Genomic DNA, 26,996 nt, shown 5'->3' with positions numbered 1-26,996 from the left:
TGCAGGGCTGCTGAATGAAAAAGACGCTTTTCTGGTTGCTGGTACTGGTACTTTCGCCCATTGCCGTGCTGGTGGTGATCACGCCGATGGACAGCCAAAAGCAGTATATTTTTGGCCTGCTGAGCATCGGTATTCTCTTTGTGATGGGGTTCAGTAAAAACCGCAGCGTTTCCGTCATCATGGTGGTGACATCGCTGCTGATGTCGACCCGATATATGTATTTCCGTCTGACGCAGACCCTGCATTTTAACTCCACAATCGAAGCGATTCTGGGGATGGGGCTGTTTCTGGCGGAAGTCTATATCTGGGTGATGCTGCTGCTTAACTACCTGCAAACGGTCTGGCCGCTAAAGCGTGAAATTGTCCCACTGCCGGATGATATGAGCAAGTGGCCGACGGTAGATATCTATATTCCCAGCTATAACGAACCGCTTGAGGTGGTGCGTGATACGGTGCTGGCTGCGCAGTGTATTGATTATCCAAAAGATAAATTAAAAATCTATTTGCTGGATGACGGTAAGCGCAATGAATTCGCGGTATTCGCCGCCGACGTTGGGGTTGGGTATATCACCCGTAACGATAACAAACACGCCAAGGCGGGCAACCTCAACCACGCGATGACGTTGACCAACGGCGAGCTTATCTGCGTTTTTGATTGCGATCACGTGGCAACCCGCGTCTTTTTGCAGGCGACGGTGGGCGGATTCCTCAACGATCCGATGCTGGCGCTGGTGCAGACGCCGCACTACTTCTATTCGCCGGACCCCTTTGAGCGCAACCTCTCCGTGGGCCGCAATATTCCTAACGAAGGGATGCTGTTTTATGGCCCGATTCAGCAGGGGAACGACAACTGGAACGCGACCTTTTTCTGCGGCTCCTGCGCCGTCATTCGCCGCGCCGCGCTGGAGCAGATCGGCGGCTTTGCGGTAGAGACCGTGACCGAAGATGCCCATACCGCGCTGAAGTTCCAGCGCCTGGGCTGGAAGTCGGCGTTCCTGGATATTCCTCTGGCGGCCGGCTTAGCCACCGAACGTCTGGTGGTGCACGTGATTCAGCGTACCCGCTGGGCGCGCGGGATGACGCAAATATTCCGTCTGGATAACCCGCTGCTGGGCCGTGGGCTGACGTTCCAGCAGCGCCTGTGCTATCTCAGCGCCATGCTCTATTATCAGTTCGCCCTGCCGCGGGTGGTCTTTGTCACCGCACCGCTGGCCTACCTGCTGTTCAACCTGAATATCATCTACTCCTCGGCCAGCCTGATTGTCTCCTACGCGCTGCCGCATCTGTTCCTCGCGATCTATGTCGGCTCGCGCATGAACGGCCGCTATCGCTACAGCTTCTGGGGCGAAATCTACGATATCGTGCTGGCGTTCCACCTGGTGCTGCCGACGCTGGTGACCATGATTTTCCCCAAACGCGGGAAATTCAACGTGACCGATAAAGGCGGCCTGCTGGACGTGGGCTACTTCGACTTTACCGTCGTCAGACCGCACCTGGTCGTCGCCTGTCTGCTGGGCCTGGGGGTGGTGGTCGGTATCGTCCGCGCCATCGGTCACGACTACTTTGGCTCAGACCCGAACGTTATCGCGCTGAACGTCGGCTGGGGGATTTACAGCCTGATCTTCCTGCTGGCCGCCATTGCCGTGGCGCGCGAAACCCGTCAGGTGCGAAAAACGATTCGTATTGATGTCGATATTCCGGTACTGATCCACTACACCAGCGGCATTGTCTCCCGCAGCCACACCGCGGACCTGTCCATGGGCGGCTGCCGCGTAAGCGCGCCGGATAAGCGTCACCTGCAGGATGAAATCGAAGAGATTGAGCTGATTCTCCAGTCCGGCGCGATTTCGATCCCGGTGCGCCAGGTCACCGCTGACGACCAGTTTATTCGTCTGCAATTTGATGAAAATATTCAGCTCTCCCGCCGCCGCGAGCTGGTGCGCGTGGTGCTGGCCCGCGCCGATGCGTGGATTAACCCGCCGCGCCCGCAGGACAACCCGCTCCGCTCTTTTGCCACCATTTTGCGCTGCGTATTCGAACTGTTCTGGCTGACGTGGAAGACGCGCCGTAGCCAGCGTCGTCAGCCGCCTGCGGCGAATCCCGCGCAGGAGGATGGCAGCCTATGAAACGTTTAACGACGCTTGCGCTGCTGGCCGGTATGCTCTCTGCGCCAGCGCTGCATAGCGAGGAAACGCCCTCTGACGCATTGCCGCCGCTTAATTTTCCGCTACCTGATGCGGAAGCCAGCGGCGCGTCGGCGCCTGCCAGCGAAGCGAATTCGCCCGCCACGACCGAGCCCGCGCCGGCAAATGTCCCTCAGCCGGCTTCGCTACCCGCGATGCCGTCGCCGGTTGCCTCTGGGGTCGCTGATACGGTGCCGCTAACGCCGATTGTCGGCGGAGACCTGAACCTCATGCAGATGGGCATGCCGGACGGCATCATCCTTAGCGGTGGACAAAACCAGGGCGGCGCCAGCTTTACGCTGCCCTCCGATCAGGTGGTCACCCATGCCCAGCTGATGCTGGATGTTAAGGTCTCGCCGGAGATGGCGTCCCGCAACGCCACGCTGCAGTTAATGCTCAACGGCCAGCCGCTCGGCACGCTACCGCTGGGCGCGGACGGCGAGGAGATCTCGCACTATCAGCTGGATATTCCGGCGGCGCTGATGGTCTCCAGCAACAACCTGAGCTTTAAGATTAACGACGGCGATGCAATGCAGTGCCGGCTCGATATTCACGACACCTCGCGGGTGACCATTTTGCCCGCCTCCCACTTTAGCTGGGAGAGCCAGCAGCTTAATATCAGCAACGATTTAGGCCATTTCCCGCGCCCGTTTTTCGACAGCATGCAGATGACGCCGGCGGATATCGCTATCGCGTATCCGGAGAAACCAACGGCGGATATCTTCAGCGCAGCGGCGCTGGTGTCGTCATGGCTGGGTATTCAGGCCGATTATCGCGGTATCGCTTTTGACGCGCTGCGCGATCGCCTGCCCGAGAAGCACGGTATTATCATCGGCCACCCCGGCGATCGGGTGGGCGGCCTGACGCTGCCGCAAACCGACAGGCCGCTGCTGCGGATCGTTGAGAACCCCGGCAATCCGGCCTATAAGCTGCTGCTCATCGTCGGCCAGAACGACGCGGCGCTGCGGATGGCCGCCTGGCGCCTGACCCGCGGCGATTTCGCCCCGCAGACGGCCAGCATGGATGTTGATCCGCAGACGATAGCCGTCAGCAAGCCGTACGATGCCCCGCGCTGGATCGCCACCGATCGGCCGGTAAAAATCAGCGAGCTGATCCGCCAGGATCAAAGTATGACCGTCAGCGGCGTATGGCATGAACCGCTACGCGTGGCCTTCCGCGCCGCGCCGGACCTCTACCTGTGGGATGGCGAAACCATACCCCTGCAGATCGGCTACCGTTTCCCGTCGGAGAGCTGGATTAACGAGGATAAGTCGCTGCTGAGCGTGACGCTCAACAACACCTTCCTCAACAACCTGCCGATGAATAAACAGGGTCCGCTGGAGAAGCTCTGGCGTCACCTGGGCGGCGACGCGCGTCAGGAGCGGTTCACTATCCCGCTGGCGCCGTATCTGATTTACGGCGATAACCAGCTCTCGCTCTATTTCAATCTGGTGCCGAAGGACAGCGCGCCCTGTTCGGTCCTGCTGAACAGCACGATTAAGAGCCGCATCACCGACGACTCGTGGATCGATTTGAGCGGTACGCGGCACTTCTCGCTGCTGCCGAATCTTTCCTATTTTGTCGGCGCGTCGTTCCCGTTCTCCCGGTTGGCGGATTATTCGCAAACCACGCTGCTGCTGCCGGAACAGCCTTCGGAAACGCAGGTCGCGACGATGCTGAATCTGGCCGCCCGTTCGGGTAATTCGACCGGTAAAGCGCTTGCCAATAACCGCGTGATGCTGGGCGTTCCTGACGACGGCGCGAATGCGCTGTTCCTGCGCGATCGAGATGTCCTGGCGGTGAGCGCCCTCGATCAGAAAGCGTTTAATCAGCGCCTGCTGGCCGATTCTCCCTATCAACCGGTCGATAACCTGCTGAGCGTACGTGAACCGGCGCTATGGACAAAAATTCAGCGCAGGCTGAGCGGCGACTGGGCCTCCGACGGCGTGGATGCCGATCGCTATTTCTCTTCCAGCAGCGCCTGGCGCGGGTTTATTAGCTATCGCTCGCCGTGGAACCCGCAGCGGGTGGTCGTGGTGGCGATGGCCAGCAGCGACGATCAGCTGGCGAAACTGGAAGACGATCTTAATTCACCGCGCATCAATGCCGGTATTCGCGGCGATACGGCGGTGATTACCAGCGATAACGGCGTGCGTAGCTTCCAGGTCAGTACGCCGTTCCCCAGCGGCCAGATGCCGTGGTACATGATGGCGGTGTGGTATGCCAACCAGCACTCCGGCCTGCTGGCGGTGCTGGGGTTAATCGCCACGTCCATTCTGGGTCTGGCGCTGACCGCGATGTTCAAACGTCATGCCCGCAAGCGCCTGGAGTCGGGAGATAGCCAATGAAAAGAGTCAGTAAAATGAATACGAAGGCGGCCCGTCAATTTTCCACGCTGTGCCTGTCCGGCGCGCTGACGCTCGGCGCCTTCGGCGAGGCGCAGGCGGCGGGTAACGATGCGGCGCTGCAGGCGCTGTTTGCGCAGGCCAACTACTGGCACGAAAAATCGCACGACGAGCTGGCGATGGAATCGCTGCAAAAAGTGTTATCGGTGGATGCCAACAACGCTCAGGCGCTGTACCTGATGGCGCTGTGGGCGCAGCAGGGGGGCAACCTGCAGGCCGCGGCCCAGTGGCGGGCGCGACTGGAGAAAGCGGCGCCCAACAGTCCCGGCTTGCAGGATCTGGATAGCGCCAAAAAAATGGCGCAGGTCCCGCAGGGGCAGCTCAACCTGGCCAGACAGCAGGCGCGCAGCGGCAACGTGCCTGCCGCGCTGGCGACCTGGCGGAGTATGTTCAACGGCAGCGTTCCGCCTTCCGGACTGGCGGCGGAATACTACATGACGATGGCCAGCGACAAATCGCTCTATCCGCAGGCGTTGAGCGAACTGCGTCAGTATGTCGCTCAGCATCCGCAGGAGAACGGGCCGCGCGTGGCCCTCGGCAAGGCGCTGACCTGGCGCGAAGAGACCCGCCGGGAAGGGATCGCCATGCTGGAGCCGATGGCCAGCGGCAGTAAAGAAGCCGATGCGGGACTGCGTCAGGCGCTGCTGTGGATGGGGCCGCAGCCGGGAGATGAGCCGTTTTACGATACCTGGATGCAGCGCCACCCGCAGGATAGCGAAGTGCAGAACTACTTCCGCGAACGGCGCAGCGGCCAGGCGCGCGGTCAGGGTTACGCTGACCTGAACAGCGGCAATACCGCCGCGGCGAAGCAGCAGTTTGAACAGGTCCTGCAAACCAATCCGCAGGATGCTGACGCGCTTGCCGGGATGGGCTATATCGCCCAGCGCAGCGGCGATTTTCAGGCGGCCTCTCAGTATTTGGGCCGGGCGGCGGATCTCGGCGGCGAGGGCTCTGAAACCCGGCGTCAGCAGGCGGGGGATGCGCTGTTCTACGGCCAGCTTGCTCAGGCGCAGCAGGCCTATAAGCAAGGCAACATTAGCCAGGCGCTGGCGCTCTCCGCGCCGCTGGCGCAGCAGAGCGGGACGCAGGGCTCGGCGGCGAAGCTGTTCCGCGCCGACGTTCTGCGCCACAACAAAGACCTGCCCCAGGCCGAACAAACGCTGCGGGCGCTGCTCAACGAGCAGCCGCAAAATGGCCCCGCCCGGGAGAATCTCTATTACGTTCTGCGTGAACAGAATAAAACTGCGGAAGCCCAGTCGATGCTGCGAACGCTGCCGGAAAGCCTGCAGCAAAAGCTGCAGCCGCGCGTGGTCACCGGGACGCCGGGAGACTCCCTGCGTCGACAGGCCCAGGAGCAGGCCAGCGGCGGTAACGTGTCCGGGGCTATCGCCACGCTGCGCCAGGGCGTTTCTCGCTATCCGGACGATGCGTGGATGCGCCTCGATCTGGCCCGACTGCTGCAAAAATCCGGTAACGACGGCGAGGCGAATGCGATGATGGGCGCCGCGTATCGTCCCGGCGCCAGCAGCAGCTCGCTGTACGCCGCCGCCCTTTTCGCCAGCGAGAACGGCGGCTGGCAGCAGGCGCAAACGCTGCTGGCAAGAATTCCCCCCGCCAGCCAGACCAGCCAGATGCGCGATTTGCACCAGCGGGTGAACTACAACCTGCAGCTGGCGACGGCCGAGGGGTATCTGGCGCAGGGTAATTCCGTCGCGGCGTCCAATACGCTGAGGGCGATGGCCGCGACGCCGCCAAAAGCCCCGGCGGATGTCGGTAAACTGGCGCGCCTGCTGGCCCAGAGCGGCGATGTCACTACCGCGGTATCGCTGGTGCGTAACAATATTAACGGCGGTATCTCCGGCAACGCCGGGGATTACGCCGATCAGGTGACGGTGCTTAACCAGGCTGGCCTGACCAACGAAGCGCAGAGGCTGCTCACTAATCCGCAGCTGCAGGCAAGCAGTACGCCGACGCAGCTGGCCAGCATTCGCAACGGCTATGTGATTAACGACGCGGATCGCCTGCGCGAGCAGGGTAACTACGCGGCGGCGTATGACAAGCTGATGGGCGCCATGCAGAGCGACCCGCAAAATACCGACCTGATGTTCGCCATGGCGCGTCTCTATCAGAGCGGCAAAATGAATAAAGAGGCCGGGGTCGTCTATGACTACCTGATGACCCGCGATACGCCGACCCAGGACGCGCGCAGCGGGGCTATTGATGTCGCGCTGTCGGCGGGCGATAACGACCGGGCGGCGCAGCTGGCAGGCGGGCTGCGCCCGGATAATTCGCCGGAGCGTTTGCTGCTGCTGGCGCGCGTGGCTGAATCGCAGGGCCATCATCAGCAGGCGATGGCCTATCTGCGCAGCGCTCGCGGCAGGCTGCTGGGATTACAGAGCAGCAACGGCACGCAAACGCCGACCGTGGGCGGCGTGCTGGCGGCGGATAATCCGTTCGTCGGCGTCTCGCGCACGCCGGCGGCGACGCGTACCGCTTCCACCTACGGGCAATATATGCCGTGGCAGGTTTCACAGGTATCGACGGGCGATGGCAGCACGCTGCCGGGGATCCAGCGCACCGATCTGCCGGTCGAAACCGCGCAGACCCGGATGCTGCGCCAGGTGGATACCATGATGGAGACGTTGCAGGAAAAAACCGGCACCTGGCTGCAGGGGGGCATGGAGGTTCGCGGCCGCGATGGCGAATCCGGCACCAGCAAGCTGACCGAAATCAAAACCCCGCTGACCTGGTCCTCCTCGCCGTTCGGTGATTCGCGTTTCGACTTTACCGTGACGCCGATTACGTTGAACGCAGGGACGGCAACCGGGGACGCCTGGCGGCGCTATGGCGCGAATCCGCTATCAAACGCGGTCTCCAATATGATCTCCACCGCCACCAGCGAGCAGGCGGCGATTGCGGCGATGACCGATACCGAGCGCACGACGTACTTTGCCAACAATCCGGGGGCGGAGACCTTGAGCGGTCTCGGCACGCTGAATGCTTCAGACTTTAACGCCACCACCAGCAGCGGCATGGAGAACCTGGCGAAGCTGGGCGCTTACGACTCCGGGCAGGTCGCCAGCTATCTGGCTTCCTCAAATCTGAAACCTAACGTTGATCGGGCCAGCGGCTCAACCGATTCGCAAAAAGCCAACGGCGTGGCGCTGGCGCTGGCGCTGAGCGGCGACGAATATCGCGTCGATATCGGCAGCACGCCGCTGGGTCAGGATCTGAATACCGTGGTGGGCGGCGTGAAGTGGTCGCCGAAGCTGACTAACTATCTGTCGCTGATTTTTACCGGCGAGCGTCGTTCGCTGACCGACAGCCTGCTCTCCTGGGTGGGGTTGAAGGATTCCTACTCCGGCAAAACCTGGGGTCAGGTGACCAAAAACGGCGGTACCCTGCAGCTCAGCTACGACGACGGCGATGCCGGTTTCTACGTCGGCGGCGGGGGCTATAGCTACCTGGGACAAAACGTCGCCAGCAATACCAGCATCAACGCCAACGCCGGAGTTTATCTGCGGCCTTACCACGATGAGTATCGTCAGCTGCAGACCGGGCTGAGTATGAGCTACATGGATTACTCGAAAAACCTGAGCTACTTCACCTACGGGCAAGGGGGCTACTTCAGCCCGCAGAACTACGTCAGCGTGTCGCTGCCGGTAAGCCTGACGGAGAAATATGATAACTGGACGATGAAGCTTGGCGGTTCGGTGGGGTATCAATCTTACAGCCAGGATAAGAGCGCCTATTTCCCGACCAACGCCGAGTGGCAGCAAACGCTCGAGACCGCTGTGAGCAACGGTTTTGCCAAAGAGGCCTACTATTCAGCCACCTCGAAGAGCGGCATCGGCTATACCCTGCGCGCCGGCGCGGATTACAAAGTCAATAAACAGATGACGCTCGGCGGCCAGGTGGGTTATGACACCTTCGGCGATTACAACGAGAGCACCGCCGGCCTCTATATCCGCTACATGCTGGGAGATCGCTGATCGTGACGGACAATAATAATGCGCTGGTAATGGCCTGGTTTCAGCAGCAGCAAACCCCTGCCGGGTGGTTCGATCTGCTGCTGATTATGGTTGATGGTATGGTCAATAACGCGGGCGAGCTGGAGAGCCAGCCCTTTCTGCGGCAAATGGGCGAGGCGCTGGCCGATGAGCATCCACTACCGGCGTCGGAAACGCTCGGTGAGCTGGAAGCCAATATGAATGCGCAGCTAAGCCGGTTTCAGTGGGGCGTAGTGAGCGTTGAGGTTAGCGATGACGGCCTGCGGTTACGCCATCAGGCGCTGCCGGTGAGCCGCGATGAAGCGCGCCGCGTCCGCTGGTGTAATGCGTTTTGTGCCATACTCGAGGGGCTTTATTCCCGCTGGCTACAGGGACAGGGCGGCGCGGCGCACGTGGTGTTACAGCGCGAGCGGCTGTTTTCGGTCTCTGACGTTCAGTTTCTTTACTTCCATCCCTGAAGGGTGAATTTATGTCCTTGCGTGCTTTAGCGACAGTCGTGGTGACGACGGTGATGATGCTTCCCCACGCGTGGGCCGATACGGCGTGGGAAAGCTATAAATCGCGTTTTATGATGCCGGACGGACGCATTATTGATACCGGCAACGGCAACGTCTCCCATACCGAAGGGCAAGGTTTTGCCATGCTGTTAGCGGTGGCCAATAACGATCGCCCCGCCTTTGACAAGCTATGGCAGTGGACCGATAAAACCCTACGTAACAAAGATAACGGGTTGTTTTACTGGCGATATAACCCGGTGGCACCCAATCCGGTGGCGGACAAAAACGATGCCACCGATGGTGATACCCTGATTGCCTGGGCGCTGCTGCGCGCGCAGCAGCAGTGGCATGAAAAATCCTACGGCAGCGCGTCGGATGCGATAACCGCTTCGCTCCTGAAGTCTACGGTGGTCACGTTTGCCGGTCGTCAGGTGATGCTTCCGGGCGCAAAGGGATTCTATCTCAACGACCACCTGAATCTTAACCCCTCCTACTTTATCTTTCCGGCGTGGCAGGCCTTCGCCGCGCGTACGCATCTAACCGCCTGGAGAAAGCTGCAGAGCGATGGCCAGGCGCTGCTGGGAAACATGGCGTGGGGGAAATCGCAGCTTCCCAGCGACTGGGTGGCCTTAAGAGCGGACGGTAAGATGGAGCCGGCAAAAGAGTGGCCGACGCGAATGAGCTTCGATGCGATCCGTATTCCACTGTATGTCTACTGGAGTGACCCAAAAAGCAGCCTGCTGACGCCGTGGAAAAACTGGTTCCAGCGCTATCCGCGTCTGCAGACGCCGGCGTGGATAAACGTGAATACCGATGAAGTGGCGCCGTGGTTTATGACCGGCGGGCTGCTGGCGGTACGCGATTTAACCCTTGGCGAAGCGCAGGCCGATCCGCAGATTACGCCGCAGGACGACTATTACTCCGCCAGCCTGAAGCTGCTGGTATGGCTGGCAAATAAAGACCAGGCGTAAACTATGGAATGCGCCTCGAATAACGCAGTCGAGCCGGGTGCTGAAATCTGAAGGGCGCCGTAGAATCGTCGGCAAGCCGGGCTTGCCCGGTGAGGCGCAATGTTGCGGGGGCTTGAACCCCGGCGGCAGAGATGAATTGGTTGCTGGAAAGAGAAAACCCCCGCACGTTGTTTGGTATCAACCTGGCAACGTATCGGGGGCTACTCTCAAACCTGAACAATTTGAGGATAGCCGCGAACGGTTGCCATTGCAACAAGGCGGCTGTATGACGCTCGCTCAGTTGGGCCTGGTGCTGTGGGACGATCTGGCGGCTCCGGTGATTGCTGGCATTCTGGTCAGCATTATCGTGAGCCGGATGGATAACCGGAAGTAGCCGGCCGGTGGGTATCTGCCTGCCTTAGTGGCAGCATGCGCCCGAACGGGGCCGCAGGGGTAACAACCTGCGGCCTTTTTCGTTGTATTGCTGCAACAAAAAAGTTTCCTGGAATGCGTCTCGCACCGCGCGTAATGGCGGAGTGCGGGTACTCGATCGGGCCAGTAGAATCGTCAGCAAGCCGGGCTCGCCCGGTGAGGCGCAATGTTGCGGGGGCTTGAACCCCGGCGGCATCGATGGATGGGTTGCTGGAAAGAGAAATCCCCCGCACGTTGTTTGGTATCAACCTGGCAACGTATCGGGGGCTAATCTCGAACCTCAACAATTCGAGAATAGCCGCGAACGGTTGCCATTGCAACAAGGCGGCTGTATGACGCTCGCTCAGTTGGGCCTGCTGCTGTGGGACGATCTGGCGGCTCCGGTGATTGCTGGCATTCTGGTCAGCATTATCGTGAGCCGGATGGATAACCGGAAGTAGCCGGCCGGTGGGTATCTGCCTGCCTTAGTGGCAGCATGCGCCCGAACGGGGCCGCAGGGGTAACATCCTGCGGCCTTTTTCGTTTATTGCGGATAAGGGACCCAGCTGCCGCCGTTCAGCTGAACATACGGTTTCCCCTGGTATTGAATGACGATGGCGTTGGAGTTTTCCGACACCGCCGCGCTCTGCGGCAGGTTGGCAATATACTGCTGCCAGTTGATGTCGTTTTCGTCAAACATCTTGCCGTCGAGGGCGCGGACCACCAGCTCAGAAATCGCCAGGTAGCTGCTTGGCTGGTTAATGATAATCGGCGCATCGGGGTGTCTTGCCTTAATGCCGAAGAATTTCACCGCCGCCGGTACGTTGGTAATGGATGGGCTGGGAATATCGCGCAGGCCGGAAACCTGCATTTTGTCGCCTTTCAATGCCGCACCGTGTTCCGGTACGACGATGACCAGCACCTTACGCCCCGATTTCTCCAGTTCGGTGAAGAAATTATCCAGCTCATCGAAGAACTTCTGCGCACGGGCTTTATAGTCCGCGGTTTTGCTCTGGCCCGGATAGTGGTTACCGTCATGCAGCGGCAGCGTGTTGTAGAAGGTCGCCGTGCGCGGCGTATTCAGCTTATCCAGCGTCTGCAGCCAGCGGTTCAGCGTTGCCTGGTCGTCATAGACCGGTGAGCCGTCAAAACCCTGCAAAATCACCGGCAGGCCGCTTTGATCCATCAGCGGGCTCTGGATCCCGCCCAGCGAGCGAAGCTCCTTCAGGAAGTCGCCGAAGATACCGTTGTGGCCGAGCATCAACTGCTGCGTGAAGCCCAGCTTCGCCAGGTTTTCAAACAGATAGCATTCGCTGCCCGATGGCTGATAAAGGTTCGCATGAGAGAGCTGGCCGCAGCTGGCGCGCAGCAGACGCGCCGCCGCCGGCCCGCTGTAAGAGGTCGCCGAGTTAAAGTTTTTGAACAGCAGGTCGAAATGCTTCCACAGCGGATGATCCATCAGCCCGGCCGCTTCAATATCCGACCATGAGAGCGAGCAGATGTTGATTATCAGCACATCAAACGGCTGGGCATCGGCCGGAAGCGCATCCGGGAAAGTGGTTTTACGTTTTTGCTCGGAAGCGTAAAAGGCATTCAGCCAGTTGGTCAGATTGGCCGACGTCGGCGGCTCGGTTTGCGGCGGAATATAGTTATTCGCCGGTGCAGTATTGGTCGCGATGGCCGTTCCACCGCCCGTATTAACGGCGGTGTTCGCCGCCGCGGTCGTCGGCTGACCTGCCGGCCACAGGGTGAAAGAGGGCATCAGCGGGCTGACAACCAGCCAGACCACGATCGCTGAAACGAAAACCGTCACTCGTAGCCACTGGCTGATAAACAGCCACAGGACCAGCAGCACGAAGAACGCGCCGACCATATTCCAGTTAATAAAGCGGGTCACCAGATCCCAGATATAGTCGGCGCTGAAGCCGGCAATCTGCGAGCCCTGGCTGGCAATGCTTTCCGGGCCGGGCAGCCAAGTGTCGTGCCAGAACAACATAAAACCCAGCGGGATTGCTATCCAGTGGCGGATGCGGTGCAGCTTATACTGCGGAATTGGCACCAGCAGGAAGGCCAGAAACACCAGGTTTAACATGGGATGAAAATTGAGGTATCCGCCCCATAGCAATGCGAACTTCACCAGAAAGTAGAAGTTCCAGCCAGATAAGCCTCGCCAGTACCGCCAGAGCGGAAGCGACGCGGTGGGTGTTTTGGGTTTGGTCATTTCGTTGATTTGCCTTGCCTGGATGTCGCTTCCCGGCGCAGCACGCCAGCCGGTTTGACATAACGGGGTTTAAAGAACATCAGTCTTAATGTGGTGCGAATACGCCGCTGGTAGTGGCGCGTCAGGTATCCCAGCGGGAAGAACAGCAGGGCGCACAGGACGACCAGCTGAATAATATCGGCGATAGACATCATAAGGTTGGCTCCCCATCAATGGACAGACGGTGCGCCTCGGGGTTGCGCCGCCAGCTTCGCCCGTCGTGGGTGGCGTTGATGGTTTCATTTTTGCCAAGCGAAATGGGCAGCGGCGTGTTCCAGTTCTCCGGCAGAATCCCGCGCATCTGCATGATTTCAGCCGTTATTTGCTTATCTTCAAACCAAATCATACGGTTAGAAAAAATATCGCCGGTTGGTAAAGGGAAAATATGGTTTAACGCGGTATCCAGGTCGTTCACCCGGCAAAATGACAGAAACAGCACCAGGCGATTGTTGCCGATGGTCATAATGTCGCCCATACGGTTGGGCTTACACAGCGTCAGCGCCTGCTCTACGCGCAGGCCGGGCGCCGGGCGCAGCGCCACCATCACCCCTTTGCCATCGGCGGGCAGCATGGTGTTGGCCATAATATTGTGCACCGCTTCGCAGAAGTCCCCCCATTTCTGATAGCCGCGCAGTTTTAGCGGCTGGCTCCAGGTCAGCAGAGTATTAAAATCTTCCGGAATATGGCGAGTAAATTGCTGTTTCTGAACGCTTTCTATAAGCGTGAGGCAGCGGGATAACGGCGCGCCGCTGGGAATAACCATATTGGCGCCGCTGCTCAGCAGCAGGCGTTCATCGGTGGCGCGCAGGCTCGGCGTTTGTTCGCGGACGACGATTTTTAACGCGCTGCCGCGCTGGCGGCGCAGGGTATGGATGTAGCGTCCCAGCTGTTCAATCTGTTCGTTCTGGGTAATGGAGAAGATCAGCGTTGCCGCCTGCGCCATCCTCCCGGCGTTGAAAACGGCGTCGTTGGTATCGAACAGCGTCCAGTATTCGGATAGCGCGGGGGCACCTTCCAGTACGCGCAGATTGCTAAGAATGACTCTTTCGTCGCTGCGCGGTTGCACCACCGTTTCTTCATCCTGCGCCAGCCGCCAGCCGTTTTCATCCTGAAGAACAATGAGCTGCTGCCGGGCGCTGATGCCTTTTTCACTCCCCCACCAGGCGATATCGAACAGGTGGTTATCCCCCAGGTAACGAATACTTGCCAGACCGGAAAGCGAGCGGTACTCGCGTAATAAAGGGGAAAGTTGCTTATCGATATCGTGCCCGGAATTAAGTACTAGTAATGAACAACGATGATAATTAGTCCATCGATACGATTTCTCAACCCAATTGCATAAATCATCGCTTTTTATATTCTGCCAGGCATTTTCAGCGCATAGCAGAATAAACAAATAATTGCCAGGTTCGAGGGAACAAACTAAATCGCGGTGCATTTCTTGCAGCCCCTCAGCACGGTTCGGCATGCTAAATAACGCGATCTTTTCTGGCCCGCGATTTTTTTCTAGTTCAATGATTTTATTTGGGTTATCACCCATGACTATCGCCGCAACCTGGCTCTGTTTATCCTGGGCAGCCAGCGTATGGTTGAGCAGGCTTACCGCGTCGGCATAGCGGTCGACATTCAGCCACCATACTCCACCCACGGGCATATGACGTACTTCGTCCCATAATGATGAAATACCCAAAGAATATACGATATCCACGGCGTCCCTCGTGAGACTTGATTTACACTTGATTAGTTTACTAGCGAAAGCGTCAGAGTAAACCTAACATTGAAATTAAAGGACATCAGTTTTAGCATGTAAACATATTTTAAGGATGATCTTACGCCTCTCGGTTTAATTTATTGTATTTTCCAACGGACAGAGAAATGCCAGCAAAAGAGCCTGCTGTACCCACCGATGCGACTTTGGGCTACACGTTTCAAAATGATTTCCTGGCGTTAAGCCGGGCATTTTCCCTGCCTGATATTCACTACCACGATATTTCCCGACGCGAGCAGTTAACCGCGGCGCTAAAACGCTGGCCATTACTGGCTGAATTAGCAGAGAAAAAGTAAGGAAGCCGTCGATGGCGATTCTGGGATTACAGGGCGTGCGCGGCGGTACCGGCACCACGTCGATTACCGCTGCGCTGGCCTGGGCGCTGCAATTACTCGGTGAAACCGTACTGGTGGTGGACGCCAGCCCGGACAACATGTTGCGCTTTTTTTTCAACGTCGATTTCAGCCACAAAGCGGGCTGGGCGCGCGCCACGATCGACGGCAGCGACTGGCGCGACGCCGGTTTGCGCTACACCTCGCATATCGATCTTTTGCCCTTTGGTCAGCTGACGCCGGGCGAGCGCGCGAACATTGACCAGCTTCAGCCGACGCTGGCGCCGATGGCCGGGATGGTGCAGAAGCTCCATCAGCAGGGCGATCACCGCTGGCTGCTGATTGACCTGCCGGACGGTTACTCGCCGCTGACCCGCTCCCTCATTGACGTCTGCGACCGCACGCTGGTCATCGTGCATCCGGACGGCAACAGCCATATTCGCCTGCATCAGCAGGCGCTGCCGGTCAATAGCGATATTTTGATTAACGATCTGCGCGTCGGCAGCCAGCTGCAGGAGGATTTGTATCAGCTGTGGCTGGAGAGCCAGCGCCGCATTCTGCCGGTGACCATCCATCGTGATGAGGCGATGGCGGAGTGTCTGGCGGCGAAGCAGCCGCTCGGCGAGTACCGGCAGGACTCTCTGGCGGCGGAGGAGATACTGACGCTGGCCAACTGGTGTCTGCTGCACTACGCCGGGAAGGGGGCGGAATGATTCGCCTGAGCACCCTACTGCTGGCGCCGCCGGTCGGGAAACGGCTGAACGAGCGCTATCGCGACTATCGCCAGCACGGCGCGTCGTGGCTGTCGGCCGCGCTGGGCTGCCTGTGGGCATCTCTGGCATGGGCGTTTATGCCGCTGGAAACGCCTCGCTGGCAGGCTATTCGCGAACGTCACGGCGAGTTTTTCCCGCATATTAATCCGCATCGGCCGCGCCCGTTGGACCCGATTCGCTACCTGCTGCAGTGCGTGTGGCTGCTGGCGACGCGGGTGCCGGAGCCGGATAAAAAGATCAACTGGCGTTCGCTGGCGGCGCTGGAGGGCGTCCAGGGGCGCTATGCCCAGTGGCTGGAAAAGCTGCCGGAAAAGGTTAACGCCCGCACCGGTCACCTGGATAAACATAAAGAGCTGGCTCACCTGTCGCCAAAGCTGCGGCGGCTTATTCTGGGCACGATAACCTTTTTCTCGCTAATCCTCGCGCTGCTCTGTATTACCCAGCCGTTTAATCCGCTCTCGCAGTTTATTTTCCTGCTGCTGCTGTGGGGCGTGGCGCTGCTGGTGCGCCGCATTCCGGGACGCTTTTCGGCCCTGATGCTGATCGTGCTGTCGCTGACCGTCTCCTGCCGCTACATCTGGTGGCGCTACACCTCGACGCTCAACTGGGATGATCCCGTGAGCCTCGTGTGCGGGATAATTCTGCTGTTCGCCGAAACCTACGCCTGGGTGGTGCTGGTGCTGGGGTATTTCCAGGTCGTCTGGCCGCTGAACCGTCAGCCGGTCCCGCTGCCGGAGGATATGGCGCAGTGGCCGACGGTCGATATTTTCGTGCCGACCTACAACGAAGACCTCAACGTGGTGAAAAACACCATTTACGCTTCCCAGGGGATCGACTGGCCGAAGGACAAGCTCAATATCTGGATCCTCGACGACGGCGGGCGCGAAGAGTTCCGCCAGTTCGCCAAAGACGTCGGGGTGCACTACATCGCGCGCACCACCCATGAACACGCGAAAGCCGGGAATATCAACAACGCCCTGAAGTACGCCAAGGGCGAGTTCGTGTCGATTTTTGACTGCGACCACGTGCCGACCCGCTCGTTCCTGCAGATGACCATGGGCTGGTTCCTGAAAGAGAAAGAGTTGGCGATGATGCAGACGCCGCACCACTTCTTCTCCCCGGACCCGTTTGAGCGCAACCTGGGACGATTCCGCAAAACGCCGAACGAAGGCACGCTGTTTTATGGCCTGGTGCAGGACGGGAACGACATGTGGGACGCGACCTTCTTCTGCGGCTCCTGCGCGGTGATCCGCCGCGGCCCGCTGGATGAAATCGGCGGCATTGCCGTGGAAACGGTGACTGAAGATGCCCACACTTCTCTGCGCCTGCACCGTCGCGGGCACACTTCAGCCTACATGCGTATCCCGCAGGCGGCCGGTCTGGCGACGGAGAGCCTGTCGGCGCATATTGGCCAGCGCATCCGCTGGGCCCGCGGGATGGTACAAATTTTCCGCCTTGATAACCCCTTGTTTGGCAAAGGGCTGAAGCTGGCGCAGCGCATCTGCTACGTCAACGCGATGCTGCACTTTCTATCCGGTATTCCGCGGCTGATCTTCCTGACCGCGCCGCTGGCGTTTCTGCTGCTGCACGCCTATATCATCTATGCGCCAGCGCTGATGATCGCCCTGTTCGTGCTACCGCATATGATTCACGCCAGCCTGACCAACTCGAAGATTCAGGGCAAATACCGCCACTCTTTCTGGAGCGAGATCTATGAAACGGTGCTGGCGTGGTATATCGCGCCGCCGACCTTTGTCGCGTTGATTAACCCGCATAAGGGCAAATTCAACGTGACGGCAAAAGGCGGACTGGTGGAGGACGAGTATGTCGACTGGGTGATCTCTCGTCCCTATATCTACCTCGTGCTGCTGAACCTGGTCGGCGTCGGGGTGGGGATCTGGCGCTTTATGTACGGCCCGGAAAACGAAATCCTGACCGTCTGGGTGAGCATTATCTGGGTGTTCTATAACCTGATTATTCTCGGCGGCGCGGTGGCGGTCTCGGTTGAAAGCAAGCAGGTGCGGCGATCGCACCGCGTGGAGATGTCGATGCCGGCGGCGATTGCCCGCGATGACGGGCACCTGTTCTCCTGTACCGTCCATGATTACTCAGACGGGGGCCTTGGGGTCAAGATTCACGGCGAGGCGCAGGTGCTGGAAAGCCAGCACGTCAAGCTGTTGCTGAAACGCGGGCAGCAGGAGTACGCCTTCCCGGTGCGGGTCGCGCGGGTCAACGGCAGCGAGGTTGGGCTACAGCTGCTGCCGTTAAGCAATCAACAGCATATTGATTTTGTACAGTGTACGTTTGCCCGCGCAGATACGTGGGCGCTTTGGCAGGATAGCTTCCCGGAAGATAAGCCGATGGAAAGCCTGCTGGATATCCTGAAGCTGGGGTTCCGTGGATATCGTCACCTGGCGGAGTTTTCTCCGCCGTCGGTGAAGGTTATTTTCCGCTCGCTCACCATGCTGGTGGCCTGGTTTGTCTCGTTTATTCCGCGCCGTCCGGAACGCGCAGCGGCGACACTCTCGGCAGAACCGGCGATGGCTCAACAATGTTGACGTATTCCCCCACCTTTGCGTTGACTCGACTCAGGAGCGGGATTCTTGCTTCACGGTGGTGACCTTAGCCCCAGGGGGGTTAAGGATTTACAGCCACTCCACAAGCTAACACGGCAAGCCCTGCCGCTTTGATATTACGGGCCGCGTTAATGTCGCGATCATGGTCTGCCCCGCATTCCGGGCAGGACCATTTACGAACATCCAGAGGCATCTTTTTCATGGTGAAACCGCAACAGCTACAGCGTTTTGAAGACGGGAAAAACCGGTCGATTGCGACCACTGAACGCCCGGCCCATTCGCCTTTGTACCGGAGCTGGCGCGTGAATTCACCCCAGCCTGCGTCTGCTATCGCTTTGGACAACGACGGGTTGCGGAGCATGTTCTTCACCTTCAGAGATTCGACGCAAACAACTTGGTTCTCGTTTATCAGTTTGCGGGATGCTTTGTGCAGGGCATCCAGACGGCAATCGGCTATTTTCGCGTGGAGTCGGGCCACCTTTAAGCGGGCTTTGGCACGGTTCTTTGAGCCTCTGGCTTTTTTGCTTAAACGGCGCTGGAGCTGCGCCAGGCGGGCCGCGTATTTAGCAGTATGGCGGGGATTGCCGGATTTAAATCCGGTATCAGTGACGAACAAATCTTTTAAACCCACATCAATTCCGACCGTTTTAGCGGTGATCGGCAGTGATACGGGCTCAAGCTCGCAGAGACAGGAGACGAAATATCGCCCGGCGACGTCTCTGGAAAGGGTGACGGTAGATGGAGTAGACGGCAATTCACGGCTCCAGCGCACGTCTAAAGGCGCTTTACTCTTTGCCATATACAGCTTGCCATTGCGATATTTGAATGCGCTGGCGGTCAATTCAGCGGCTTGTTTATGGCGCTTACTTTTGAATGCCGGGTATGCGGCACGCCCGGCGAAAAAGTTAGTAAAGGCGGTCTGTTGGTGGCGCAGCGACTGCTGTAGCGGCACGCAGGAAACATCATTGAGCCAGGCAAATTCCGGCTCTTTTTTTAGGGCCGTTAACCGGGCGCTGGCCTGGACGTAGCCCATTTTCTCCTTCCGTTCGTTGTAGGCATCAATGCGCCAGCGAAGGATTGAATTGTAGACGAAACGCACACAGCCGAACGTCCGGGCCAGAAGCTCAGCCTGCTCGGGCGTTGGATAGAATCGAAATTTATATGCGCGTTTCATGGTTTCGCAAGATACGCACAATTATGCGAGGGTTATTGATAGTGATCAAATATACAGTATTCATGCACGAAAACCGCCTCCACTCCTCTCTCACCTCCATAGGTGGGGGGATCCTGGGGGCATATTGATGAACAGAAAACTCTCTTTGATTTGTGCAGTAGCGGTGGGTATTAGCGGATGGTCTCCCTTCGCTTCGTATGCGGAACCGACGGCGGCGGCGACTCAGGCCGGGCCGACGACGATGGTCCCCGGTATCGCGGGTACGGTGGCGGACAGCCAGCCCACGGCGACGCTTGCCGATCCGGCAGCGCCGGTGGTGGTGCTGGATAACGCTCCGACCCGCGACGTGAAGCTGACCTTCGCCAAAATCGCCCCGCCTCCGGGCAGCATGGTGCTGCGCGGCGCGCGCCCTGAGGGGTCGGTAGAGTTCGGTATGCGCAGCGATGAAGTGGTGGCAAAAGCGCTGCTGAATCTCGACTACACGCCCTCTCCGTCGCTGCTGCCGGTGCAGTCGCAGCTGAAGGTGTATCTTAACGATGAGCTGATGGGCGTGCTGCCGGTAACCAAAGAGCAGCTGGGTAAAAAAGTCAGCGCGCAGATCCCTATCGATCCGCTCTATATCACCGACTTTAACCGCGTGCGCCTTGAGTTTGTCGGCCACTATCGCGATGTCTGTGAAAACCCGGCCAGCAGCACCTTGTGGCTGGACGTCGGTCGCGAAAGCTATCTGGATTTAACCTACCAGTCGCTGAACGTGCGCAACGATCTTTCGCATTTCCCGGTACCGTTCTACGATTCGCGCGATAACCGCCAACTGACGCTACCGATGGTCTTTGCCTCCGCGCCGGGTGTCCTGCAGCAGCAGGCGGCGGCCATCGTCGCCTCCTGGTTCGGCAGCAAGGCGGGCTGGCGCGGCCAGCAGTTCCCGGTGCAGTTCAACCAACTGCCGGACCGTAACGCCATTGTGTTTGCGACCAACGATAAGCGCCCTGACTTCCTGCGCGAGCATCCGCCGGTTAAGGCGCCGACGATTGAAATGATCGACCACCCGGATAATCCGTACGTCAAGCTGCTGGTGGTCTTCGGGCGGGATGACAAAGACCTGCTGCAGGCGGCGAAGGGGATAGCCCAGGGCAATATTCTGTTCCGCGGCAGCAGCGTGACGGTTGACGATGTCAAACAGCTGCAGGCGCGTAAACCCTACGATGCGCCGAACTGGGTGCGTACCGATCGGGCGGTGACCTTTGCCGAGCTGAAAACCTACGAACAGCAGCTGCAATCCAGCGGCCTGGTGCCGGATTCCATCAACGTGGCGCTGAACCTGCCGCCGGACCTCTACCTGCTGCGCGCCAACGGCATCGATATGAACCTGAACTATCGCTACACCATGCCGCCTATCAAGGACAGCTCGCGCATGGATATTAGCCTTAACGATCGGTTCTTACAGTCCTTCAGCCTCAACAGCTCGCAGGATGTGAATAAGCTGATACTACGCCTGCCGGTGCTTCAGGGGCTGCTGGACGGCAAAACGGAAGTGACGATCCCGGCATTGCGCCTCGGCGCCATGAATCAGCTGCGCTTCGACTTCCAGTATATGAACCCGATGCCGGGCGGTTCTATCGATAACTGTATTACCTTCCAGCCGGTACAGAACCACGTGGTGATAGGCGACGACTCGACCATCGATTTCTCGAAGTACTATCACTTTATGGCGATGCCGGATCTGCGCGTATTTGCTAACGCGGGCTTCCCGTACAGCCGGATGGCCGATCTCGCCGATACCCTGGTCGTGGTGCCCAAATCGCCGACCGAGGGCCAGGTTGCCACGCTGCTGGAGACGGCCGGCGGCATTGGCGCGCAAACCGGCCTGGCGGCCATTAACCTGCGCATGACCGACGACGGCAGCCAGATTAAGGACAAAGACGCCGACCTGCTGCTGATTGGCTCCATTCCGCAGGCGCTGAAGGACGACACGAAAATCAACCTGCTGGTTGACGCGACCAAAAGCTGGGTGAAAACGCCGATGCGCCACTACGATCTGGCCAGCATCTATCCTGATACCGAGGCCAGAACGCCGAATACCCGCACCGACGTCACGTCGACCGGGCCGATGGCGGCGATTATTGGCTTCCAGTCGCCGTACAACGATCAGCGCAGCGTCGTGGCGCTGCTGGCCGACAGCCCGCGCGGCAACGAACTGCTGACCCAGGCGCTTAACGACAGCGGTAAACGCGCGGCGATGTTTGGTTCCGTTGCGGTGATTCGTGAGTCGGGCGTCAACAGCCTGAGGGTGGGCGATATTTACTATATCGGGCACCTTCCGTGGTTCGAACGTATCTGGTTTGCGCTCTCCAGCCATCCGGTGCTGTTGGCGATTCTGGCGGCGGTCAGCATTGTTCTGCTGGCATGGGTGCTATGGCGCATGCTGCGTATTATCAGCCGCCGTCGCCTCCACCTTGATGATGAGTAATTGATGATGAACGCGGTGCGCGGTGTGGTGTTATCGGTATTGATGCTGGCGGCGGCGCAGGTGAGCGCCGCCTGCCAGTGGCCGGCCTGGGAGCAGTTTAAAAAAGAGTATATCAGCGCCGAAGGGCGAATTATCGACCCCAGCGATGCGCGAAAAATCACCACCTCGGAAGGGCAAAGCTACGGGCTGTTCTTTGCTCTGGCGGCTAACGATCGCGATGGCTTCCGCAAGCTGTTCGAGTGGACGCAAAACAACCTTGCCGAGGGCGATTTGCGCGCGCATCTCCCGGGCTGGCTGTGGGGGAAAAAGAGCGATGACGAATGGACGGTGCTGGACAACAATTCAGCCTCGGACTCCGATTTGTGGATAGCCTGGGCACTGCTGGAGGCCGGACGTCTGTGGGACACGCCTCAGTACACCGAGGTAGGCAAGGCGCTGCTGGCGCGCATTGCCGACGAAGAGGTCGCCACCGTACCGGGGCTGGGGCCGATGATTCTGCCGGGGAGAGTCGGCTTCGTCGATGACCGCGGCTGGCGTTTTAATCCCAGCTATCTGCCGCCGCAGCTGGCGACCTACTTTGCCGCGTTTGGCGCTCCCTGGCCGAAGATACGCGACGGCAATCTGCGTCTGCTGCTGGAAACCGCGCCGAAAGGTTTTTCGCCTGACTGGGTGCGTTACGAAAAAAGCAAAGGCTGGCAGCTGAAAGCGGATAAACCCATTATCGGCAGCTATGACGCCATTCGCGTCTATCTGTGGGTCGGTATGCTCGATGACGGCGATAAGCAAAAAGCTCGCCTGCTGGCGCGCTTTAAACCGATGGCGACCCGGACGATTGACCAGGGCGTGCCGCCGGAAAAAACCAACATCGCGACCGGTAAAACTACCGGCAACGGTCCGGTTGGCTTCTCCGCTGCGCTACTGCCTTTCTTGCAGAAGGAAGATGCACGCGCCATTCAGCGCCAGCGCGTCGCCGATAACTATCCCGGCGCGGATGCTTACTACAGCGCGGTCCTGACCCTTTTCGGCCAGGGATGGGATCAACACCGTTTTCGCTTCACCGCCGGTGGCGAATTACGGCCTGACTGGAACCAGGAATGCACAAGTTCTCACTAAGCTTATTCACCCTCTCCTTAGGCGTCGCGCTGATGCCGCTGGCGCACGCCGCGGCTACGCCTGTTCAGGAACATCTACTGGAGCAGGTCCGCCTCGGCGAGGCCAGCAAACGTGAGGATTTGGTGCGCCAGTCGCTCTATCGCCTGGAATTGATCGACCCGAATAACCCGGACGTTGTTGCCGCGCGGATGCGCTATCTTCTCCGCCAGGGCGATACCGCCGGCGCGAAGCAGCAGCTGGAGCGTCTGGCGAAGCTGGCGCCGGAATCGCCCGAGCTGAAAGCCTCGCGTGACGAAATGAAAAGCAGCACCGGCGACGGCCGCCAGGAACTGCAGCAGGCTCGTCTGCTGGGCGTGGCCGGGAAGGTTGATGAGGCCATCGCCGCTTACGAGAAGCTGTTTAACGGCGTTCCTGATGATGATGACGCGGCGATTGAGTACTGGACGCTGGTGGCGCGGCTGCCCGCCCGTCATAACGAAGGCATCAATCAGCTGAAAAAACTCAACGCCCGCTTGCCGGGCAACGTCCCGCTGCAAACGGCGCTGGCGAAACAGATGTTTGGCGATAATAAGCCGGAAGAGGGATTTGCTTATCTGGAGCAGATGTCCCGCTCGGCGGCGGGGCGCGGTATCGCGGCGGACATCTGGTTTAACGAAGTGAAAAGTATGCCGGTCAGCCGGGCCAGCGTGCAGGCGCTGCAGCGCTTTCTCATGCAGTTTCCCACCGGTTCCACCTCGGCGAATGCCCGCGTCTTGCTCGCTCAGCAGCAGACGCAGCTAAAAGACCCGACGTTCCGCGATCGCGCGGAGGGGCTGGCGGCGGTGAAGGCCGGGAAAGGTTCGGTGGCCGTGGCCGATTTGCAGCAGGCTGTGCGGGCGGATGCCAAAGACAGCGACGCGGTTGGCGCATTGGGGCAGGCGTACTCCCAGCGCGGCGATCGGGCGCGGGCGGTTGCCCAGTTGAGTAAAGCCATCAAAATGGACCCGGATAGCCCGAGCCGCGATAAGTGGGACAGCCTGCTCAAGACTAACCGCTACTGGCTGCTGATTAAGCAGGGCGATAGCGCCCTCAAAAGCGGCCAGCTGGCGCAGGCGCAAAATCATTACGCCCAGGCGCAGCGCATAGACAATACCGACAGCTATGCGGTGCTGGGGCTGGGGGACGTGGCGGCGGCGTGGAAAGAAAACGCGGCGGCGGAGCGCTACTACCAGCGCGCGCTGCGAATGGATCGCGGCAACAGCCTGGCGGTGCGCGGTCTGGCGAATCTGTATCGCGCCGAATCGCCGGAAAAAGCCAGCGCGTACATCGCCAGCCTGTCGCCGGGCCAGCGGCGCAGTATTGATGATATCGAACGCAGCCTGACGAACGATCGGCTGGAGAAACAGGCCGAAGCGCTGGAGAGCCAGGGCAACTGGGCGCAGGCGGCGGAAGTGCAGCGCAGACGGCTGGCGCTGGATCCGGATAGCGTGTGGATCGCCTACCGCCTGTCGCGGGATCTGGTCAGCGCGGGTAGCCGCAGCGAAGCCGATGCGATTATGCGCGCGATGGTCAACCGCCAGCCCGGCGATGCCGACCGGGTTTACGCCTACGGCCTCTATCTATCCGGGAATAATCAGGATGAGATGGCGCTGGCGCAGATTAACGCCCTGCCGCGCGGGCAGTGGACGGACAATATTCGCGAGCTGGAGGCGCGCCTGCAAAGCGATAACGTGTTGCGCCAGGCGAATCAGCTGCGCGATAGCGGCCAGGAAGCCCGGGCGATCGCGCTGATTAACCAGCAGCCGACGTCGGTGCGCTACGCGCTCACGCTGGCGGACTGGGCGCAGCAGCGCGGCGACAGCCAGACGGCGATTGCTGAATATCAGCGGGTGCTGGGGCAGCAGCCTGACAACGGCGATGCGCGTCTGGGCCTGGCGGAAGTGTATCTTGCCGATGGCGATAAAAACGCCGCCCGCGCCCAGGTGGCGCAGCTCAAGGGCGACGACATCGATTCTATCAATATGCAGCGGCGTATCGCCCAGGCGCAGGCCGGGTTGGGCGATCGCGCTCAGGCGCAGCAAACCTTCGTCCGCATCGTTCCGCAGGCGAAAGCGCGGCCGCCGTCAATGGAAAGCGCGCTGGTGCTGCGCGACGCCGCGCGTTTCCAGGCGCAGAACGGCGAGCCGCAGCAGGCGCTGGAAGGCTATAAAGATGCAATGGTGGCCTCCGGCGTCGCCCGCGAGCGCCCGCAGGATAACGACACGTTTACGCGGCTGACGCGTAACGACAGCAGCGATGACTGGCTGAAGCGCGGGATCCGCAGCGACGCGGCGGATCTTTATCGTCAGCAGGATCTTAACGTCACCCTCGAACATGATTACTGGGGCTCCAGCGGTACCGGCGGCTATTCCGACCTGAAAGCCCATACCACGATGCTGCATGTGGATGCGCCGCTGGCCGACGGGCGAATGTTCTTCCGTACCGATCTGGTTAATATGGATGCCGGGAGTTTTTCGACGAACAGCGACGGCAGCTATTCGCCGAGCTGGGGCACCTGCGGTGAAATCGCCTGTAGCGGCGGCAGCAAACATCAGAGCGATAGCGGCGCCAGCGTCGCGGTGGGCTGGAAGAACGATACCTGGAGCGGCGATATCGGCACCACGCCGATGGGCTTTAACGTCGTTGATGTGGTGGGCGGCCTGAGCTACAGCAGCGACGTTGGTCCGCTGGGCTACACCGTGAACCTCCATCGACGCCCCATCTCCAGCTCGCTGCTGGCCTTTGGCGGGCAGAAAGACAACCCTAACGACGGCCATACCGGCAAGACCTGGGGCGGGGTGCGCGCCGACGGCGGCGGTCTGAGTCTGAGCTACGATAAAGGCGAGGCCAACGGCGTCTGGTCTTCGCTGGGCGTCGACCAGTTGACCGGGAAAAACGTCGCCGACAACTGGCGCGTGCGCTGGATGACCGGCTACTACTATAAAGTGATTAACGAAGATAACCGCCGGGTCACCGTCGGCCTGAACAATATGCTCTGGCACTACGATAAGGATCTCAGCGGCTATACGCTGGGTCAGGGCGGTTACTACAGTCCGCAGGAATATGTCTCCTTCTCGGTGCCGGTTACCTGGCGTCAGCGGACGGCGAACTGGTCATGGGAGCTGGGGGGCTCGGTGTCGTGGTCCCACTCGCGCACCAAAACCGAGGCGCGCTATCCGCTGCTCAATTTGATCCCTTCGCAGTATCGTCATGATGCCAGCCAGCTCACGGAAGAAGGCAGCAGCAGTTCTGGCGTCGGCTATACCGCGCGGGCGCTGATTGAACGACGGGTGACCAGCAACTGGTTTGTCGGGGCGGCGGTGGATATCCAGCAGGCGAAGGATTACACCCCGAGCCATGCGCTGCTGTACGTTCGCTATTCGGCTTCCGGCTGGCAGGGCGATATGGATATGCCGCCGCAGCCGTTGGTTCCTTATGCCGACTGGTAGCGGATTAGGCTGAATTATGCGACAGGGCGCCACTCCGCGGCGCTCTTCGCGTATACTCGTTGCCTCCGGCCAGGCAGCCCGATTTCCCCTCCGGTGGTGCGGAAGCAGCGTAGCGCGCTGCATCCCGGAGGCGGCGCCAGGGGCGCCTTGTCCGGGCTACCGGCCCGATGGCGGTTGTGAGCGTGTAGCCCGGGTAAGGCGTCAGCCGCCACCCGGGAATGTTCCCCGGTCGCGCTGTGCTTACCGGGGCTACCGGCCCGCGCTGCCTGCGGATTTTGTAGCCCGGACAGGCGCATTGCGCCGCCTCCGGGAAAGCGTCCCGATGGCGGCTGTGAATGTGTAGGCCGGGCAATTTCTTAGCCCGGGTAAGGCGTTAGCCGCCACCCGGGAATGTTCCCCGGTCGCGCTATGCTTACCGGGGCTACAGGTCGGTGCTGCCTGCGGATTTTGTAGCCCGGACAGGCGCATTGCGCCGCCTCCGGGAAAGCGTCCCGATGGCATTGCTTCGCGCCTTGCGGGCGTGAGCGAACAATTTGAGTATATAATCAGCCTGATAACGATCGGTGAGAGGGACCTATACCCGATATGCGTTCAGTTTCAGTGGAGA

The 26,996-nt window shown here is 59.8% G+C and carries 17 protein-coding genes; 13 read left to right on the top strand and 4 right to left on the bottom strand.

The features are described from left to right. Window positions 1-14: 14 nt before the first annotated feature. The 7 genes from bcsA (BJF97_RS27620) to BJF97_RS27590 all read left to right on the top strand — a co-directional run bounded on the left by bcsA (BJF97_RS27620) (window position 15) and on the right by BJF97_RS27590 (window position 10,917). Window positions 15-2,126, top strand: coding sequence for a UDP-forming cellulose synthase catalytic subunit (bcsA, locus tag BJF97_RS27620; protein WP_050595143.1), 2,112 nt, complete (start codon window positions 15-17; stop codon window positions 2,124-2,126). Beyond that, window positions 2,123-4,531 carry a cellulose biosynthesis cyclic di-GMP-binding regulatory protein BcsB gene (gene bcsB / locus BJF97_RS27615; RefSeq protein ID WP_032694181.1) on the top strand — a complete coding sequence of 803 codons (2,409 nt, stop codon included), beginning with the start codon at window positions 2,123-2,125 and terminating at the stop codon, window positions 4,529-4,531. The genes bcsA (BJF97_RS27620) and bcsB (BJF97_RS27615) overlap by 4 nt, the downstream gene beginning before the upstream one ends. Continuing rightward, entirely contained in the window at window positions 4,528-8,580 is a 4,053-nt protein-coding gene (locus BJF97_RS27610; protein ID WP_032694182.1) for a cellulose biosynthesis protein BcsC, read from the top strand. The genes bcsB (BJF97_RS27615) and BJF97_RS27610 overlap by 4 nt, the downstream gene beginning before the upstream one ends. After that, window positions 8,580-9,056: a cellulose biosynthesis protein BcsD gene (gene bcsD / locus BJF97_RS27605; protein WP_032694183.1), complete on the top strand. Its 477-nt coding sequence runs from the start codon at window positions 8,580-8,582 to the stop codon at window positions 9,054-9,056. The genes BJF97_RS27610 and bcsD overlap by 1 nt, the downstream gene beginning before the upstream one ends. Before the next feature lie 11 nt (window positions 9,057-9,067). Continuing rightward, entirely contained in the window at window positions 9,068-10,066 is a 999-nt protein-coding gene (locus BJF97_RS27600) for a glycosyl hydrolase family 8 (protein WP_032694184.1), read from the top strand. Between the two features lie 265 nt (window positions 10,067-10,331). Then, window positions 10,332-10,439: a type I toxin-antitoxin system toxin Ldr family protein gene (locus tag BJF97_RS34455; protein WP_004855299.1), complete on the top strand. Its 108-nt coding sequence runs from the start codon at window positions 10,332-10,334 to the stop codon at window positions 10,437-10,439. Between the two features lie 370 nt (window positions 10,440-10,809). Next, window positions 10,810-10,917 (top strand): type I toxin-antitoxin system toxin Ldr family protein, encoded by a 108-nt coding sequence (locus tag BJF97_RS27590; RefSeq protein ID WP_014227177.1) that lies wholly within the window; start codon window positions 10,810-10,812, stop codon window positions 10,915-10,917. Between the two features lie 83 nt (window positions 10,918-11,000). On the opposite strand, the gene bcsG is transcribed toward BJF97_RS27590, so the two are convergent. Genes bcsG through bcsE form a run of 3 tightly spaced genes read right to left on the bottom strand, consistent with a single transcriptional unit; the run spans window position 11,001 to window position 14,424 of the window. After that, complete coding sequence (gene bcsG / locus BJF97_RS27585; RefSeq protein ID WP_032694185.1) at window positions 11,001-12,677, bottom strand: cellulose biosynthesis protein BcsG; 1,677 nt, start codon at window positions 12,675-12,677, stop codon at window positions 11,001-11,003. Then, window positions 12,674-12,871, bottom strand: coding sequence for a cellulose biosynthesis protein BcsF (bcsF, locus tag BJF97_RS27580; RefSeq protein WP_014227175.1), 198 nt, complete (start codon window positions 12,869-12,871; stop codon window positions 12,674-12,676). The genes bcsG and bcsF overlap by 4 nt, the downstream gene beginning before the upstream one ends. Beyond that, complete coding sequence (bcsE, locus tag BJF97_RS27575; protein ID WP_032694186.1) at window positions 12,868-14,424, bottom strand: cellulose biosynthesis protein BcsE; 1,557 nt, start codon at window positions 14,422-14,424, stop codon at window positions 12,868-12,870. Before bcsE ends, bcsF begins: the two co-directional genes overlap by 4 nt. Before the next feature lie 167 nt (window positions 14,425-14,591). On the opposite strand from bcsE, the gene bcsR reads away from it, so the two are divergent. The 3 genes from bcsR to bcsA (BJF97_RS27560) are packed head-to-tail and all read left to right on the top strand — an operon-like array spanning window position 14,592 to window position 18,147. Next, window positions 14,592-14,780 (top strand): cellulose biosynthesis protein BcsR, encoded by a 189-nt coding sequence (gene bcsR / locus BJF97_RS27570; RefSeq protein WP_004855289.1) that lies wholly within the window; start codon window positions 14,592-14,594, stop codon window positions 14,778-14,780. Between the two features lie 11 nt (window positions 14,781-14,791). Next, a complete protein-coding gene (bcsQ, locus tag BJF97_RS27565) occupies window positions 14,792-15,529 on the top strand; it encodes a cellulose biosynthesis protein BcsQ (protein ID WP_032694187.1) in 738 nt (245 codons plus the stop codon). Beyond that, entirely contained in the window at window positions 15,526-18,147 is a 2,622-nt protein-coding gene (gene bcsA / locus BJF97_RS27560) for a UDP-forming cellulose synthase catalytic subunit (protein ID WP_032694188.1), read from the top strand. The genes bcsQ and bcsA (BJF97_RS27560) overlap by 4 nt, the downstream gene beginning before the upstream one ends. Window positions 18,148-18,226: 79 nt before the next feature. Here bcsA (BJF97_RS27560) and BJF97_RS27555 read toward each other — a convergent pair whose 3' ends face one another. After that, window positions 18,227-19,339 (bottom strand): RNA-guided endonuclease InsQ/TnpB family protein, encoded by a 1,113-nt coding sequence (locus BJF97_RS27555; RefSeq protein WP_032694189.1) that lies wholly within the window; start codon window positions 19,337-19,339, stop codon window positions 18,227-18,229. Window positions 19,340-19,466: 127 nt separating this feature from the next. Between BJF97_RS27555 and bcsB (BJF97_RS27550) the strand changes: the two genes are divergently transcribed. Genes bcsB (BJF97_RS27550) through bcsC form a run of 3 tightly spaced genes read left to right on the top strand, consistent with a single transcriptional unit; the run spans window position 19,467 to window position 26,389 of the window. After that, on the top strand, window positions 19,467-21,809 hold the full coding sequence (gene bcsB, locus BJF97_RS27550; RefSeq protein ID WP_032694190.1) for a cellulose biosynthesis cyclic di-GMP-binding regulatory protein BcsB: 2,343 nt from the start codon (window positions 19,467-19,469) through the stop codon (window positions 21,807-21,809). 3 nt (window positions 21,810-21,812) lie between these two features. Beyond that, window positions 21,813-22,922, top strand: coding sequence for a cellulose synthase complex periplasmic endoglucanase BcsZ (gene bcsZ, locus BJF97_RS27545; protein ID WP_032694191.1), 1,110 nt, complete (start codon window positions 21,813-21,815; stop codon window positions 22,920-22,922). Continuing rightward, entirely contained in the window at window positions 22,904-26,389 is a 3,486-nt protein-coding gene (gene bcsC / locus BJF97_RS27540) for a cellulose synthase complex outer membrane protein BcsC (protein WP_032694192.1), read from the top strand. Before bcsZ ends, bcsC begins: the two co-directional genes overlap by 19 nt. Window positions 26,390-26,996: the final 607 nt, after the last annotated feature.

This window comes from Klebsiella sp. LTGPAF-6F, assembly GCF_001753185.1.
GTDB lineage: Bacteria > Pseudomonadota > Gammaproteobacteria > Enterobacterales > Enterobacteriaceae > Klebsiella > Klebsiella michiganensis.
Note: the sequence above shows the minus strand (reverse complement) of the source record. Positions and strands in the feature narration are given on the sequence as shown.

Excerpts from the sequence above, each read along its gene's own strand:
- bcsQ (WP_032694187.1), top strand. The coding sequence starts at position 14,792 with ATGGCGATTCTGGGATTACAGGGCGTGCGCGGCGGTACCGGCACCACG.
- bcsB (WP_032694181.1), top strand. The coding sequence starts at position 2,123 with ATGAAACGTTTAACGACGCTTGCGCTGCTGGCCGGTATGCTCTCTGCG.
- bcsF (WP_014227175.1), bottom strand. The coding sequence starts at position 12,871 with ATGATGTCTATCGCCGATATTATTCAGCTGGTCGTCCTGTGCGCCCTG.
- BJF97_RS34455 (WP_004855299.1), top strand. The coding sequence starts at position 10,332 with ATGACGCTCGCTCAGTTGGGCCTGGTGCTGTGGGACGATCTGGCGGCT.
- bcsZ (WP_032694191.1), top strand. The coding sequence starts at position 21,813 with ATGATGAACGCGGTGCGCGGTGTGGTGTTATCGGTATTGATGCTGGCG.
- bcsA (WP_050595143.1), top strand. The coding sequence starts at position 15 with ATGAAAAAGACGCTTTTCTGGTTGCTGGTACTGGTACTTTCGCCCATT.
- BJF97_RS27610 (WP_032694182.1), top strand. The coding sequence starts at position 4,528 with ATGAAAAGAGTCAGTAAAATGAATACGAAGGCGGCCCGTCAATTTTCC.
- BJF97_RS27600 (WP_032694184.1), top strand. The coding sequence starts at position 9,068 with ATGTCCTTGCGTGCTTTAGCGACAGTCGTGGTGACGACGGTGATGATG.
- bcsR (WP_004855289.1), top strand. The coding sequence starts at position 14,592 with ATGCCAGCAAAAGAGCCTGCTGTACCCACCGATGCGACTTTGGGCTAC.
- bcsB (WP_032694190.1), top strand. The coding sequence starts at position 19,467 with ATGAACAGAAAACTCTCTTTGATTTGTGCAGTAGCGGTGGGTATTAGC.
- BJF97_RS27555 (WP_032694189.1), bottom strand. The coding sequence starts at position 19,339 with ATGAAACGCGCATATAAATTTCGATTCTATCCAACGCCCGAGCAGGCT.
- BJF97_RS27590 (WP_014227177.1), top strand. The coding sequence starts at position 10,810 with ATGACGCTCGCTCAGTTGGGCCTGCTGCTGTGGGACGATCTGGCGGCT.
- bcsG (WP_032694185.1), bottom strand. The coding sequence starts at position 12,677 with ATGACCAAACCCAAAACACCCACCGCGTCGCTTCCGCTCTGGCGGTAC.
- bcsA (WP_032694188.1), top strand. The coding sequence starts at position 15,526 with ATGATTCGCCTGAGCACCCTACTGCTGGCGCCGCCGGTCGGGAAACGG.
- bcsC (WP_032694192.1), top strand. The coding sequence starts at position 22,904 with ATGCACAAGTTCTCACTAAGCTTATTCACCCTCTCCTTAGGCGTCGCG.